The 13,864-nt window shown below is 47.0% G+C and carries 16 protein-coding genes; 6 read left to right on the forward strand and 10 right to left on the reverse strand.

Features of this window, described 5'->3' with window-relative positions; all coding sequences use genetic code 11:
* Positions 1–11: 11 nt before the first annotated feature.
* The 3 genes from NQ502_RS06950 to NQ502_RS06960 are packed head-to-tail and all read right to left on the reverse strand — an operon-like array spanning position 12 to position 3,580.
* Positions 12–968: an ABC transporter permease gene (locus NQ502_RS06950; protein ID WP_028530216.1), complete on the reverse strand. Its 957-nt coding sequence runs from the start codon at positions 966–968 to the stop codon at positions 12–14.
* A gap of 10 nt (positions 969–978) precedes the next feature.
* On the reverse strand, positions 979–2,475 hold the full coding sequence (locus tag NQ502_RS06955; RefSeq protein ID WP_207637669.1) for a sugar ABC transporter ATP-binding protein: 1,497 nt from the start codon (positions 2,473–2,475) through the stop codon (positions 979–981).
* Between the two features lie 49 nt (positions 2,476–2,524).
* Entirely contained in the window at positions 2,525–3,580 is a 1,056-nt protein-coding gene (locus tag NQ502_RS06960) for a zinc-dependent alcohol dehydrogenase (protein ID WP_028530214.1), read from the reverse strand.
* 487 nt (positions 3,581–4,067) lie between these two features.
* Between NQ502_RS06960 and NQ502_RS06965 the strand changes: the two genes are divergently transcribed.
* Genes NQ502_RS06965 through NQ502_RS06975 form a run of 3 tightly spaced genes read left to right on the forward strand, consistent with a single transcriptional unit; the run spans position 4,068 to position 6,914 of the window.
* Complete coding sequence (locus NQ502_RS06965; protein WP_028530213.1) at positions 4,068–5,060, forward strand: NAD-dependent epimerase/dehydratase family protein; 993 nt, start codon at positions 4,068–4,070, stop codon at positions 5,058–5,060.
* Positions 5,057–6,103, forward strand: coding sequence for a Gfo/Idh/MocA family protein (locus NQ502_RS06970; protein WP_028530212.1), 1,047 nt, complete (start codon positions 5,057–5,059; stop codon positions 6,101–6,103). The genes NQ502_RS06965 and NQ502_RS06970 overlap by 4 nt, the downstream gene beginning before the upstream one ends.
* Positions 6,104–6,107: 4 nt before the next feature.
* The gene (locus NQ502_RS06975) at positions 6,108–6,914 is read left to right on the forward strand and encodes a sugar phosphate isomerase/epimerase family protein (protein WP_028530211.1); all 807 of its coding nucleotides are present in this window, start codon (positions 6,108–6,110) and stop codon (positions 6,912–6,914) included.
* 71 nt (positions 6,915–6,985) lie between these two features.
* Here the strand turns inward: NQ502_RS06975 and NQ502_RS06980 are convergent, their stop codons facing one another.
* Genes NQ502_RS06980 through NQ502_RS06995 form a run of 4 tightly spaced genes read right to left on the reverse strand, consistent with a single transcriptional unit; the run spans position 6,986 to position 8,155 of the window.
* Complete coding sequence (locus tag NQ502_RS06980; RefSeq protein ID WP_260046683.1) at positions 6,986–7,117, reverse strand: hypothetical protein; 132 nt, start codon at positions 7,115–7,117, stop codon at positions 6,986–6,988.
* Between the two features lie 20 nt (positions 7,118–7,137).
* Complete coding sequence (locus NQ502_RS06985) at positions 7,138–7,344, reverse strand: penicillin-binding transpeptidase domain-containing protein (protein WP_169579936.1); 207 nt, start codon at positions 7,342–7,344, stop codon at positions 7,138–7,140.
* 57 nt (positions 7,345–7,401) lie between these two features.
* The gene (locus NQ502_RS06990) at positions 7,402–7,653 is read right to left on the reverse strand and encodes a hypothetical protein (protein ID WP_044983630.1); all 252 of its coding nucleotides are present in this window, start codon (positions 7,651–7,653) and stop codon (positions 7,402–7,404) included.
* Between the two features lies 1 nt (position 7,654).
* Positions 7,655–8,155 carry a hypothetical protein gene (locus NQ502_RS06995; protein WP_028530209.1) on the reverse strand — a complete coding sequence of 167 codons (501 nt, stop codon included), beginning with the start codon at positions 8,153–8,155 and terminating at the stop codon, positions 7,655–7,657.
* A gap of 269 nt (positions 8,156–8,424) precedes the next feature.
* On the opposite strand from NQ502_RS06995, the gene NQ502_RS07000 reads away from it, so the two are divergent.
* Positions 8,425–9,537 (forward strand): tyrosine-type recombinase/integrase, encoded by a 1,113-nt coding sequence (locus NQ502_RS07000; protein WP_028530330.1) that lies wholly within the window; start codon positions 8,425–8,427, stop codon positions 9,535–9,537.
* 201 nt (positions 9,538–9,738) lie between these two features.
* On the opposite strand, the gene NQ502_RS07005 is transcribed toward NQ502_RS07000, so the two are convergent.
* From NQ502_RS07005 to NQ502_RS07015, 3 genes are all read right to left on the reverse strand, one after another.
* Positions 9,739–10,524, reverse strand: coding sequence for a hypothetical protein (locus NQ502_RS07005; protein WP_044982968.1), 786 nt, complete (start codon positions 10,522–10,524; stop codon positions 9,739–9,741).
* A gap of 124 nt (positions 10,525–10,648) precedes the next feature.
* Positions 10,649–11,935: a sensor histidine kinase gene (locus NQ502_RS07010; RefSeq protein ID WP_049898027.1), complete on the reverse strand. Its 1,287-nt coding sequence runs from the start codon at positions 11,933–11,935 to the stop codon at positions 10,649–10,651.
* On the reverse strand, positions 11,932–12,645 hold the full coding sequence (locus NQ502_RS07015; protein WP_028527485.1) for a LytR/AlgR family response regulator transcription factor: 714 nt from the start codon (positions 12,643–12,645) through the stop codon (positions 11,932–11,934). Before NQ502_RS07015 ends, NQ502_RS07010 begins: the two co-directional genes overlap by 4 nt.
* Positions 12,646–12,882: 237 nt before the next feature.
* On the opposite strand from NQ502_RS07015, the gene NQ502_RS07020 reads away from it, so the two are divergent.
* Together NQ502_RS07020 and NQ502_RS07025 are read left to right on the forward strand one after the other, a co-directional pair.
* On the forward strand, positions 12,883–13,083 hold the full coding sequence (locus tag NQ502_RS07020) for a helix-turn-helix domain-containing protein (protein WP_028527486.1): 201 nt from the start codon (positions 12,883–12,885) through the stop codon (positions 13,081–13,083).
* On the forward strand, positions 13,084–13,857 hold the full coding sequence (locus NQ502_RS07025; RefSeq protein WP_028527487.1) for a hypothetical protein: 774 nt from the start codon (positions 13,084–13,086) through the stop codon (positions 13,855–13,857).
* The last annotated feature ends 7 nt before the right edge of the window (positions 13,858–13,864 follow it).

Here is a 13,864-nt window from a genome sequence, read left to right on the forward strand (position 1 = left end):
TTCCCGGCCGGTTACCTTGTTTTTCTGTTTTTCTGAACGTCGATGAGAACCGATATGACGATCACGAGCCCTATCACAAACTCCTGGAAATACGAGGATACGTTCAGCAGCGTCATCCCATTGTTGATGACCCCGACGATAATGGCTCCGATGAGGGTTCCCCAGACAGAGCCGACGCCTCCCTCCTGGCTGACACCTCCGATTACGCACGCAGCGATCGCATCCAGTTCATATCCGTCTCCGGATATCGGCTGGGCTGCATTCAGTTTCGCCGTCAGGACATAGCCCGCGATCGCAGCCGTCAGTCCGCTTATCGCGTAGGCAATGATTTTATAGCGATATACATTGATCCCGGTAAGCCTGGTGACCTCCTCATTGCCTCCAATCGCATAGATATAACGGCCCAGTTTCCGGTAACGGAGTATGTAAAATGCAGCCGCCATCAAGATCAGCATGAATATAACCTGAACGGGAAATCCCGCGCCGGTGATGGTTTTGGTCCCGATCCAGCGGAATGTTCCGTTAAAACCGTTGATGGTTTTTCCTGCTGTCAGAGTCAGCGCAATTCCTCTTGCCATATTCATCATGCCGAGTGTACTGATAAACGGAGGCAGTCCGCCCTTGGTGATAATAATCCCATTGATGATCCCGCAGATGATGCCGACCAGCAGACAGGTAAGAATACTCAGAAACACACTTCCGGTTGACACATACACGACCCCCATCGTCGTGGAGGACAGTGCTAGCACAGATCCCACCGACAGATCGATACCCGCCGTTATGATAACGAATGTCATACCGATTGCAATGATAGCATTGATACTGATCTGCTGCAGTACGTTGACGACATTGCCAACCGTCAGAAATACTTTCGATGTGAACGCCAGTATCACGCACATTCCGATCAAAACAAACAGGGTTGACAGACGGCTCCAGTCAAATTTCTTATTAAATGCTGCTTTCTTCATATGTTCACTCCTATCTTCCGCTGGCATACTTTAAAATTTCCTCATCGGTACGATCCGGTACGTTGTCAAGACACGCCGTCAGCTCCCCCTCGTACATCACATACAGCCTGTCGCTGACGCCCATACACTCCGTAAGCTCCGAAGATACCATGATGATCGCCTTACCCTGCCTTTTCAATTCATTCATAATCTTATAAATCTCAACTTTCGCCCCCACATCGATCCCCCTGGTCGGCTCATCAAAAATAATAATATCCGCATTCTTGTTCAGCCACTTTGCGATGACAACTTTCTGCTGGTTCCCTCCGGAAAGATTCTTCGCCTTCTGTTCGATGGACGGTGTTTTAACATGCATACTGTCAGCCAGCTCCTTCGCATTCTGCTTTTCTTTTTTATAGTCAATTCCAAACCAGCTCATCGTTTTATCGAGGTTTACCAGCGCAATATTGTCCCTGAGACCAAACCACTGAATTAACCCCTGACTCTTCCTGTCCTCCGTCAGAAATGCGATGCCTGCATCACACGCACGCTTGCAGTTCCCAAGACGTACTTTCTTCCCCTTTACATAGATCTCCCCGGAATCATAAGGATCGGCGCCAAAAACGGCACGCATCAGCTCCGTCCTTCCGGCCCCCATCAACCCGTACATTCCCGTAATCTCCCCGCTTCTGGCGAAAAAGGAGATATGTTTTAGCCGGCTGCCCTGACAGAGATTCTTTACTTCAAGAAATTTTTCTCCCGGTTCGGCCTGTACTCTCGGATAATATTCCGGCAGGTCACGGCCTACCATCAGTTTGATGATCTCATCGATGCTGGTATCCCTGATCTCCCGCGTTGTGACATTCTCACCGTCGCGCAGGATCGTGATCCGGTCTCCGATGCGCATGATCTCCTCCAGCCTGTGTGAAATATAGATGATCGCCATCCCGCGGCTCTTCAGTTCCCCGATCAGGCGAAACAGGCTGTCAACCTCCCTTTTGGTCAGGGCTGAGGTGGGTTCATCCAATATCAGTATGTCTGAGTCGAATGAGACAGCCTTTGCAATCTCGACCATCTGCATCTCACCCACGCTGAGCGCGGAGACTTCCGCCTTTTCTGAAATCGTGGAGTTGATGGAATCAAGCAGCCGCCTCGCCTCCTTGTTCATCCTGTTCCAGTCAACAGTCCCTCCTCTTTTTCTCGGCTGGCGGCCGAGAAAGATGTTTTCAGCAACAGAGATGTTGCCGAGCAGGTTCATCTCCTGAAACACGATGCTCACACCCCTGCGCCGCTGTTCCTCGATGTCTGCGCAAACGATCTCCTCCCCTTTCAGTACCACACGGCCGGTATAATTCGTGTTCACGCCGACCAATACCTTCATAATCGTCGATTTACCGGCGCCGTTTTCTCCCAGCAGCACATGCACCTCCCCGCTGTTCGCAGAAAAGGAAACCTTGTTCAGCGCCAACACCCCCGGAAATTCTACCGTGATGTTCTCCATCGTTAAAATGCATTCTTTTTCTGTCACCTGGCCCTCACTTCCTTTCTATTTTTCACAGCTGTCAGCACAGACGCTCTCAGCTGTCTCCCTCATAAGTCCACCCATGCCTGAAAATCACCTTGATCCCCTCCCGGTTCCGGCAGACCTCAAAAGCTTTCTCAAACTCCTCCAGACGGAATTCATGGGTGATCATTTCATCCAGACTTAATGCTCCGAGTGATGCGATCCTCAGGGCATTTCTGTAGGAAACAGCTCCCCCGTACGGCCGCAGATCCGGGTCACTGTACTCATGAAATCCCCAGAGCCCTTTGATGTTCAGACATTTTAAAGTCACCTCACTGAGGTTCACACTCACTTTCTCCTGATTGTATACCGCAAAATTTCCGATCTGACCGCTCTTCTTAACCATGGCTATCGCCTGGTTGATCCCTTCCTCCGAGCCTGTACATTCAATCACCACATCCGCTCCGATTCCGTTCGTCAGTTCCATCACCCTGCCGGTCACCTCCTCATCGTTATAAAAGAAGTATGTCGGCCCGATTTTTTTTGCCATTTCCACCCTGACACCGTCGTCTTTAAGTCCCGTGATCACTGTCGCCCCCGGGGATCTCAACTTCACTCCCTGCAGGAGCATCAGGCCGATCGGACCGCTTCCCAGAATGACCACAAAGTCCCCGGGCTGAATGTCCAGCGTCTCCGTCAGTCCCTGATAGATGACACCCGCAACGATCTCTATCATAATGGCTTCCTTCATGGAAATATTATCCGGTATCCTGAAAACCTGATTTTCGGGCATCACCACGTATTCTGCATGACACCCGTTCACGTGGTCATTTCCCATCGTCCCCTCCCTCGTCTCAAGGCAGCTCACCACCCGGTCTCCGGGCTTTACTCTCCTTACATTTTTGCCGACCGCTTCGACTACCGCAGAAAATTCATGTCCGATGATCAGTCCCTCTTCATATGCCCTGTAGTCATCCTGATAAATATGTACATCCGTTCCGCAGATGCCAGATCCCCATACACGCATCAAAACATCGTCATCCCCTGTCTTTGGAACCGGAACATCCCAAACCTCCATATTCCCATACCCTTTCCGGGCTTTTACCAACGCTTTCATCGTTTTCTGCATGTCCGACATCCTCCATGAATCATCTTATTTTTCGTCATTTTATACAACTTTCATTTCAATGTATTCAGTTTACATATTTAATTTCCATAAATCCACTATAATTCTTGTTTAATTCCCTATATATTTTGTTTTTAGAGTATTTTTTCAATATCAATGGTAATATTGCTATTATTTTCCTTTTATTTTTAGATTTTTATTTATTTATCAACCATTAAAGATTTGTTTCATGTACAATTAATTATTTTCTAGAAAACATATATTTTCATGTTTCTTTTATTGGTTTTCAAAATATTTCAAATACCCTCCGGTTTTAACCATAAATTAACGCATTTTCAGAGACTTTCTGTTTTGAAAATCCCTCTTTTTTCTGCTGACACAAAGCAAAATATTAATGATGCCGTGCAGGTTTTTCTGTTTTTTGTACGGTAAGACGGCGTTATGCTTTTAAGTGTAACTGCTGTTTATCCACATTTATGGAGGAATACATATGGAACGGTATTTAATGACAGGTGCAACCGGATTTGTGGGGCAGGAATTGCTGAAGCAGCTTACTGCCATGGGCGCGGACATAACCGTACTCGGAAGACATTCACCGGACATGCCGGGCGTCAGATTCCTGAAAGCCGATATCACAGACGCAGACGCCCTTGCCGGTGTGACCGCAGGGCTGGAATTTGATTATATTCTTCATATCGCTTCACTCCCCGGTGATACCGGAATTCCCGCGGAAATGATGAACGTCAACGTCACAGGCGCCCTGAACATGCTGGAAACGGCCCGAACCATGAAGATACAGCGCATGGTTCTGGTCAGCAGCACCTCTGCGTATGGATGGTATCCGGCGACCCCCTTTTGTCCGCCCGATTACATGCCTGTAGATGAAGAGCATCCGTGCCGCCCCAAAGATATGTATGCGGCCACAAAACGGATGCAGGAGCTTCTGGCGTCCGTATACTATCATGAATATCACGTACCGGTGACCTGCCTGCGTCTCTGTGCAGTCATCGGACCGGACGGCAGGGGCGGCGGACGCGGATGGCGGACGATCGCAGAACAGCTGGCGACTTCGGAGTATGTGCAGATCCCTCATTTTTCTTTTGAAGAACAATGTCATTATGTCGATATTCGTGACGTATCAAGAATGATCATTCACGCCAGCCACTGCAAAAACGCAGAGGGGGAGATTTTTAACTGCTGTGCGCTAAATTCCACAACCGGGTATGAATTTGAGGAAATTATCCACAGGCACTTCCCATGGATCGAAGTCCGATGTGGATTTCCCTGGAGTATGGCGCAGGGAGACAAAATAGAATTCAGCATGAAAAAGGCCCGGGAAATCCTGGACTTTACACCGGTCTACACCCTGGACGACTCTGTCTGCTACATTAAAGACTGGATCAATGCAGGCGGACTGCGAAAAGAAAACATACCGTCTGAAACATTTACCGACGGCATCAAATCTAAGGAGGAATCGTTATGACATTAAAAGTTGGAGTAATCGGATGTGGTTATATCTCATATGCACATATCAGAGGCTGGAAAGCCAATGGATGTGAAGTCGCCGCGCTTTGCGACCTGTCGGCCGGCCGCCTGAACGCAAGGGCGGAAGAATTTGGTGTACAGAACAAATATACCGACTACAAAGAAATGCTGGAACGTGAAAACCTGGATATCGTAGATATCGCCACCCCCGTCTCCACTCATCGCGCGCTGATCAGTTACTGCTGTTCGAGAGTTTCAAATATCCTGTGCGAAAAACCTTTTGTAGACAATATGGAGAATGGAGAATATCTGGTACGTGAATGTAAAAAATACGGCTGCCGTACCATGGTTTGCCAGTCTTACCGATGGCATCCATGGTACGAGCAGATAAAGAAGGAATTAAAAAACGATGTAATCGGGTCTCCTTACTATGTCAATATCATGCAGCGCATCAGTTTTGACATACCTTACGGCAAAGAAAACCGTATTCCGCTCACGGAAGATCAGCCATTTTATGAACATGCTGAGCGTCTGATGCTTTTAGAGCAGGGCTGTCATTATTTTGATGTGTTCCGAAGTCTTTTCGGCGAACCGCAGGCTGTCACCGGCACCGTCGGACGTATCAGTCCGTTTGTCAAAGGAGATGACCTGGCTGTCGTCACCGTCGTGTTTCCCGGACTCACGGCAGTCCTGGAAGACGTCTGGTGTTCCTGCGGCCAGCAGAAAACCAGTGTCACCTATATCCAGGGTGAAAAAGGCAGTATTTATTTCGGAGGAACGGATGGTATCGCTCCCCATCGCACGGAAGAATGCGGATCTCTTACGATCACCTTTTTCGACGGCAGTTCCCGGCAGATAGAGATGGAAGCCGCTGATTACTATAATCAAAGCTTCGCAAAGCTTCAGGCACATTTTCTTCACTGTATAGACCAGGGTCTGACGCCTGACACCTGTTTCGAGGACAACTTAAAAACCGTCAGCATTGCGCTGAGAGCCTATGAATCCGCCGCAAAAAAGCGCACAATTTTTATGGGGGAATAAAAGAATGGAAAACAAGATCAGTTACTGTACCCTGATTTATGACGGATGTGACATAGAAACGGCAGTCCGTGATATCGCGAGTGCCGGATACGACGGCATCGAGCTCTATCCGAAGGACTGGGAATGGGGGATAGAACACTTGGGCCGGGAAACATTTTCCCGCCTGTTCAAGGACGCAGGCCTTGTTGTAAGCGCTGTTTTCGGAGATGTGCTCTCTGCTTCTGAACAGCAAATAACGTCTGCCATCAGCGCAGCCAAACTCCTCGGCGCAAAATATGTCTTTGCCGTTCCCCCGGTAAAAAACAGCGTGGACAGAGATCAGTGCCTCCGTATCATCAGCCGTACCTGCGGCCTGCTGGAAAATCATGGCCTGACCCTCGTACTTCACAATCATGCCGGCACATGTATGGAGTCTATAGCCGAGGCAGTGGACATCTGTTCTGCAATCGTCCGGAAAAATTTTGGCCTATGTCTGGATTCCGTACATTTTGCCCTGTACGATGACGATATCCACCTTCATCTGGAGCCCTTACTGCCCTTTATCAGGTACGTACATTTAAAGGATATGACGAAACCGCGCAGGGTACAGTATGAGACACTGCCGCCCGACATGTGGCGCTGGGGAGACCTGGCGCATCTCGCTTCGACCTATACAGACCTGGAACACGGTGTGATTGACAATCGCGCGATCGCTGAATATCTCATAAGATCCGGCTATTCTGGATGGTGGGTACCGGAGATTGAACGGCAGCAGGCCGACCGGCTCGAACATGCCAGTTTCAACCATACTGTTCTTAAAAGTTATTTGTAACGTTCGCCTTACAGGAAAAAGACAGGCAGCCGAATGTATAAACATTTCGTTTGCCTGTCTTTCATCCTGGCTTATGCCGCCTGGCTTACAATACTCTGTGCAATCTCCTTCGCCCTGACACCGGAAACCCGTTCCCTGTTCTGCGCATCATTCAGATAGACTGCAAAATATACATTTCGATCACCCCGCTCTTCAAACCCCACAAACCAGGCTTGCTGCAGAGTCAGATGACCGTTCCAGTCCGCTGACGGATACTGTGTGCCGTCATGTCATAGTTCATTGTTGAATTTTCATCTTCTATCACATGATTTTTCAGCCCCATCAGTGCTGAAATGATCTTAAACGTAGAGCAGGGGGACACTTGCTTCTCACACATTTCCCGATTATACACTTCAAATTCATCCTGTTCTCCCACACTATCATGTTCCATATAAACCTTCATTACCGTTAACATAAACAGTATACCAGAAAGCCTCCGGATGTCCTATCACTTTTCCGTCCTGTCCGGACGAATATTCAGCAGATAATTCTTAGCCGCAGCGGCATCCGCAAATTGTATGTTTTTTCCTGACAAATAATATACCGTATCATTCCACTCTCTGAGAGGATACACCGTCTCCTCCAGGTCTGCAATATATTTCTGTGCCGCCTGCCTCCACGGGCTGTATTTGAGATCGGATAAATATGGGCTTCCAACCGAAGCCCACAGATCATCCAGCAGCTTTTTCTCCTTCATCATATTATCCCCCACAGTCAAAATCCTGTTTTCCCCGTATTAAGCCATCAATAATATGCAGTAATTCGAGAGCACTGCGGTAATAAATTCTGTCCTTATATTTTCTTGCCAGTATAAAACCCTGCCAGCTGTAATTCTGCCAGTATAATGTGTGTATATAGATAACAGGATCACCGCTCACCTGAAGATCATGGGAATACTGCCATACATCCACGCCCTTTTTCCGATCTTCCGCCGATTTCAAAACACTTTTCTGCCATTTTTGTGCTGTGACATTTCCGCGCAGCTTATTCGAATCCGTCCTCATTCCAAGCAAATCATAGATTTGTTCTATCTTCAACAGCATATCCCCATAGTTTGAAAAAGAAATTTCGTCCGGAATATGTATATTTGAGATTATTCCTTCAATATTAGTTCCATCCGGCTTACGAAATCTAACAACTACCATAGCATCTGCTGCACTGTACATGTCACACTTGTCCGGTACTATATTTTCTCTTAACATTCATTGCCTCCCACACATATTTTTGAGGGTATTTGCGATATACTATGTTTACTAACAGCTGCAGAAGATTTTCGCAATATGATTTATATTGCGCAAAACACCCGAAATGTAATAATTTTAATAAAAATGTACCATCAAAAAGGCAGTTTGTCAACTTAAGCAACTGGCCTTAAGGTCCTTCCGAACCTCAGAAGTCGAATATCAGAGGACTGCGGAGGAAGGATTTTTAAGCCGTCAGATAAGCCGTCATAAAAAAGGAGGAATTTGAAATGCCGAGAAAAGGTGAAAACATTTATCTGAGAAAAGATGGGCGATGGGAAGGGCGTTATATCAAAGGGCGCAGACCGGACGGAAAGCCGGTGTTTGGCTCTATCTATGGGAAACAGTATGGACAGGTAAAAAAACGCCTTGTCTTAATTAAATCGGAGATTTATCAGGATCACTCTTCTCTGTCGGTCTACGGCAACGGCAGTTTTTCTGACTGGGCAGAATTCTGGCTGGAAGTATACGTTCGTCCTCATATCAAGCCGGGGACATACGCAGGATACAGGCGCAGTCTTGACAATCACATCAATCCCGCGATTGGTAAGCTGAAAATTTCCGGGATTACACCAGAGCAAATACAGGATGCAGTCTTACGTCTGAAGGAGCAGCTGGCGCCGAGTACGCTGCATGGCGTCTGCAGGCTGATGAAAGCGGTTTTAGCTGCGGCATGCCAGAAAGGTCTGATCTCCGGCAGTCCGTATCAGAATATCAAAATACCGAAGACCGGTATTCGTTCGCCGCGTGTCCTGAACCGCAAAGAGCAGAAACGACTGGAAAAAAAGCTTCTTGAGACGGGGGAGCTGGAATATCTGCTGGGGCTCTACACGGGACTTCGGGTGGGGGAGATCTGTGCGCTCAGGTGGGAGGATATCGATCTGGAAAATGGCTGCCTCTGTGTAAAACATTCGATACAGAGGATTCCGACTGAATACGGCAGACGCAGGACGAGGCTTGTTCTGGGCAGTCCAAAATCTGAACATTCTGTCCGGGAGATTCCGCTTCCGCGTTTTCTGATTGCCATACTCGGGGAAAGACGGCAGGAGGAAGACGCAAAAGCCTGTGATTTTTTGTTCACGGGATTGCATGGGAGTTACCGGGATACCCGTACCATGCAGCTCAGGCTCGCAAGGATCTGCGAGGAACTGAAGATCCGGGGTGTTCATATGCATACACTCCGGCATACTTTCGCAACCCGCTGCCTGGAAAATAATATTGGACATGAGGTTCTCTGCGAAGTGCTCGGACACTCGTCACCCCAGATTACCCTGAGACATTATTCACATTGTACGCCTGAGCGGATAAGACAGAGCATGGAGCGCATGGAACCTGCTCTTTAAAAATAAGCCGTCAATAGTGGTCCGGTCATATTTGGAAAAAGGCTTAATATATGGGTGAATCTGTGTTTTGCGCAATATAAATCATATTGTGAAATAAATTTTTAATATGCCAAGATATCCGAGAACCAAAAGGACCCGGTGGGATATCACGTTCCCACCGAGTCCTTATTATGTTTACCATCTGTTTTTACAATCACCCATTCACCCAGATATATGTTCCGCCCACCATTCAATCTTATCTCCCAGATCATCCCCCCACTGTTCCCATTTCTGCTCAATTTTCTGTTCATACTCGTCTTCAAGCTCGCACAGACGTTTTTCCACATCCTCAGAGAAGTGTTCAGAGTCGAAATTACCCATAAACGCATTGGTAAAGGAATCGCTGATATGCACCTTCCATCCGCCATCTTCCTGGTAAGCCCTGACCGTCACCTCTGCAAAACAGGTTTCCTCAGTCTGGTCCATATACGAAAGGACACCTTCTTTATCATAATCGATGTTGGACAAATCCCCGATCATCTGTTTCAGGCCGCTCCCTTCTGCTTTGATCATCCGTTCCAGGATACCGATCATGTAGTAGCCCATGACATCGGACATATCCGTGTTCGTGATCTTCATCTTAATTTCCGCCTGATCTCCATCTTTCTGAACATCGCCGATTTCCCAGCTGAGATTCTCCACGATTTTTTCTGCAAACTTTTTATTAGCCCTATATTTCCTGCCTTTAAACAGCATGGGCTGCTGCAGCTCATGAAACACCCGGTATTCTCTCTCCGTTGGTATGCCGATCCAGTTTGTACAGGTACGAACATAGTTGTCACTCACCGCATTAAATGTGTCCAGATCTATTGTTTTCAACGCATACATTGCAGTTTCAGCTGCACTTTCCGGTGTCTCAGGCATTTCACCTTTTGTCCTGTCAGCACACGCGGTCAGACAGAGGCAAACAGACACTATTGCCAGAACTGTTTTGAGAAATCTCCCCATAAATATCATCTCCTTTGAACTTTTATATGTTTCATCCCTTATTCTACTTTAGCCCCATATACCGGGGCAACCAGCGCGGCATAAATCAACGGCCCGGGATCAAAAAAAGACGCCTCCAGGCGTCTCATTTTGCGGCAGGTATCACAGCAGAAAAATAGAACCAGCCGTCCTCACACTGCAGAACACTGCTGCCCCTATGTCTGCTGATAACAGCATCTACATTCTGAAGTCCGATTCCATGCTCCGCTGATTCTCTTTTCGTGGTCAGAACCTTATTATTTTTAATATCCACCGGCTCTTTCACAGGATTGCGAATCGAGAGAATCAGCTGCTCTGTCTCCAGCGTCATCTTAAACTGTATCACTCTGCGGCTGTCCAGTTTCTCACAGGCTTCGATGGCATTATCCAGCAGATTCACAAGTATGATCACGATGTCCTCTTCACTGAATGCAAGCCCCGACAGGTCGTTGACAAGCAACGTCATCATAATATCCTTTTCCAGTGCATGCTGATACTTCTGATTCAGCACCACATTGACAACCGTATTGTTTGTGTTTACATAATCTCCACTCTTATGCAGTCCCCCTGTCAGCTGTGCAATATAGTCAATGCTCTCCTTTGTCTTGCCTTCGGCCAGAAGCCCCTGGATACAGTTCAGCTGGTTCTTGTAATCATGCAGATACCGCCTCTGCTGTTCGTAGCTCTTCTGCATACTCTGATACATGCTCATTTGATTCTGCGTGCGCTCCTGCATCAGCCTCATATTCTGCATCTCAGCCTCTTTTTCCAGCAGATTTCCTGTAAAAACCAGTACGGCCGCATTGATTGCTGCGAATGCCAGCACAACGAGCACACGCATCTTCTGATTAAAAGGATCCTCCTGCCATGTTGCCATCGTCAAAGCCATAATAACAACCATACTGAAAACAGGGACATACCAATAACGAAGCCATCTGCTCCCATTCAGCCTGTCAAGATTATGACTTCTGTACCAGCCCCTAAAAAACAACAGGAGGCACAGCAGTATCAGATCCGTTATCCCTTCAACCATGTCTGCATATTCTGAATACCCGGCTGGCAGCGCATAGAAAACCGCAGCAACCACGGCAGAAAGCACCCAGAATGCCGAACATAACGATACTGACAGCACCAGATTCTGCAGCACGCTGATCTGATAGTATATCTGAGCCACGGTAAAGAACACGACGATCAGGCGGACCGGCTGAAATACATACGGCGGAATTTCCGTAAAGGCAATGGCCATGATGCCGAGTGTAAAAGCAGGTAAGGCGGTATATTTCATCCATCCGTGTCTCCATATCCGTACTGGTACCAGGGTCTCAAAGAACAGCCTGCAGCCTGCAGCCAGTATTACTGATAATATAAGACTCTTTATTACCTGTTCGATCATAATAATCCCCTGTATGCTACATACGCTTCCTTCACTTCCCGGTATCTGAGTCGCGGAACGGGCAGTTCTTCTCCGATATCCAGTGCTATTGTATAGTTGCTGATCTTCCGTATATGTTTCATATTCACCAGATAGCTCTTATGTATGCGCAGAAACCCGTACCCGGACAGCTGCTGTTCGATGTGGTCGAGTTTATCATATATCCGGTAGTTCACAATCTCAGATTCCAGATAAAAGAACACTGACTTATGCCTGTTGCTCTCCACGTAGATTATATTATCCGTGTACAGTTTCTGCACACCTTCCACGAAGGCAAACGAGACCTGCTGAACCTTCATTTTCTGCAGTATGGCGTCCATACACTCCGGCATTCCCGACTCCAGGGTATCCTTCATGATATAGCGGACCGCATTTACTTTGTAACCCTCCAGCACGTAATTGATAAATGCCGTCACAAAGACAATATACGTCTCTGAATGAAACTCTCGGATCTGCATCGCAGTTTTAATTCCGTCCATCTCATCCATGTTGATATCCATAAAGACAATGTCATATTTGACCAGATTCCCGCTTTGGCGCAGAAACTCTTCTCCCGAAGTAAACAGGGTAACGGCAAATTCTATTCTTCTGCCTCCAAGATACTGTTCGAGCAGTTCCCTGATCCGGTCTCTGTAAAATTTTTCGTCATCACAAACGGCGATCTGCATCATAAGTCCGGTTCCTTTTACACGTAATTCTGGATTTATTATAGCTCACGGACTTCCTGACCGCAATACGTTTCATTTCAGCGTTTTAATCTTTCATGAAGGTTCCCTATGGTCTCCAGATAGACCAATCTATTTCAAAAAAAGACACCAAAATGCAAAAATAGTCATGAATGTCCTTGAAAATAGGAAGTCCCGACTATATAATTCAGATAGTTTATCGAGAAAAAAAGGAGAAGATACATGAAGTGTAAGGTAATCAACGCGTTTCGGGAGGCTCATCACCTTTCCATAGAAGAATTTGCAGAACTGATCGGCTGCTCCCCAAAATCCGTCTGGAGGTGGGAAAATGGTATATGCACCATCGGTCCCAGGTATCAGCGCAAAGTGGCCAAAATACTTGGGATTTCAATTGATGATTTATACGACGAAGAGGAGGACTAAATGCTGATGGAAAACTGGACGGTGTTTAACGCAGTTGAAATGCAGGATAAGTTAGTGCTGCTAAATACGGCAAATGAAAACTTCAGTTTAAACTATACACTGGAAAAAAATGTAGCGAAGCTGGAGCTGGAGGACTGGATAAAAAAACGATTGTTGAATCTTAAGGCTAAAATCGCACTTCCTAAACACAACAATAAGCCAAGAAACCGCATGAACCTTCACATTCCCTCAGCTGAAAATATCGGCGGACTACACAGGATCTGTTATCTCAAGATTGAAAACGGCAATATCGGGCTTGATGAATACCGCGGCCCGAGAGGCGACCGATTCAGCGGATATTACCGTCTGCTCCTGGACTGTCTGATCAAACAGGAGATCGTTTCAGATGAGAAACAGGATATCTCGATTGATATCCAACATCTGGACCAGTTTATCGACTGTGTAAACCAGATCTGTGAGGCGTCAGAAAAAGAGTCCTTTCAGCTCATGGACTCCGGCAGTACATATCCCCGTATCATACAGCGGGTAAACTATGATTTTCCTGTTTTATATTATGCAGAAAAAGACCTTCCCGCAGCCCCTCCTTCGCAAAAGCCGGAACCCTCTCCGCTTGAACGAATGCAGGAAGATATTCATAGCATTTATGCCGCCTGCGTGAAAGGTGACTGGGATGAATTTTCTTATAACATAAAAGAACTGCAGGATATCAGAAAGCAAATTGATGAAGTGCTGGAAATATGCGAGATCCGGAAGCAGTGGATGGATAAGCTTTGATCGCCCG

It is taken from the genome of Ruminococcus gauvreauii (assembly GCF_025151995.1).
Classification (GTDB): domain Bacteria; phylum Bacillota; class Clostridia; order Lachnospirales; family Lachnospiraceae; genus Ruminococcus_G; species Ruminococcus_G gauvreauii.

What these genes read in the sequence shown, in the direction of transcription:
- NQ502_RS06950 (WP_028530216.1), bottom strand. Translation starts at nt 968, where the DNA reads ATGAAGAAAGCAGCATTTAATAAGAAATTTGACTGGAGCCGTCTGTCA.
- NQ502_RS06960 (WP_028530214.1), bottom strand. Translation starts at nt 3,580, where the DNA reads ATGCAGAAAACGATGAAAGCGTTGGTAAAAGCCCGGAAAGGGTATGGG.
- NQ502_RS06965 (WP_028530213.1), top strand. Translation starts at nt 4,068, where the DNA reads ATGGAACGGTATTTAATGACAGGTGCAACCGGATTTGTGGGGCAGGAA.
- NQ502_RS06970 (WP_028530212.1), top strand. Translation starts at nt 5,057, where the DNA reads ATGACATTAAAAGTTGGAGTAATCGGATGTGGTTATATCTCATATGCA.
- NQ502_RS06975 (WP_028530211.1), top strand. Translation starts at nt 6,108, where the DNA reads ATGGAAAACAAGATCAGTTACTGTACCCTGATTTATGACGGATGTGAC.
- NQ502_RS06985 (WP_169579936.1), bottom strand. Translation starts at nt 7,344, where the DNA reads ATGGAACATGATAGTGTGGGAGAACAGGATGAATTTGAAGTGTATAAT.
- NQ502_RS06990 (WP_044983630.1), bottom strand. Translation starts at nt 7,653, where the DNA reads ATGATGAAGGAGAAAAAGCTGCTGGATGATCTGTGGGCTTCGGTTGGA.
- NQ502_RS06995 (WP_028530209.1), bottom strand. Translation starts at nt 8,155, where the DNA reads ATGTTAAGAGAAAATATAGTACCGGACAAGTGTGACATGTACAGTGCA.
- NQ502_RS07000 (WP_028530330.1), top strand. Translation starts at nt 8,425, where the DNA reads ATGCCGAGAAAAGGTGAAAACATTTATCTGAGAAAAGATGGGCGATGG.
- NQ502_RS07005 (WP_044982968.1), bottom strand. Translation starts at nt 10,524, where the DNA reads ATGGGGAGATTTCTCAAAACAGTTCTGGCAATAGTGTCTGTTTGCCTC.
- NQ502_RS07010 (WP_049898027.1), bottom strand. Translation starts at nt 11,935, where the DNA reads ATGATCGAACAGGTAATAAAGAGTCTTATATTATCAGTAATACTGGCT.
- NQ502_RS07015 (WP_028527485.1), bottom strand. Translation starts at nt 12,645, where the DNA reads ATGATGCAGATCGCCGTTTGTGATGACGAAAAATTTTACAGAGACCGG.
- NQ502_RS07020 (WP_028527486.1), top strand. Translation starts at nt 12,883, where the DNA reads ATGAAGTGTAAGGTAATCAACGCGTTTCGGGAGGCTCATCACCTTTCC.
- NQ502_RS07025 (WP_028527487.1), top strand. Translation starts at nt 13,084, where the DNA reads ATGCTGATGGAAAACTGGACGGTGTTTAACGCAGTTGAAATGCAGGAT.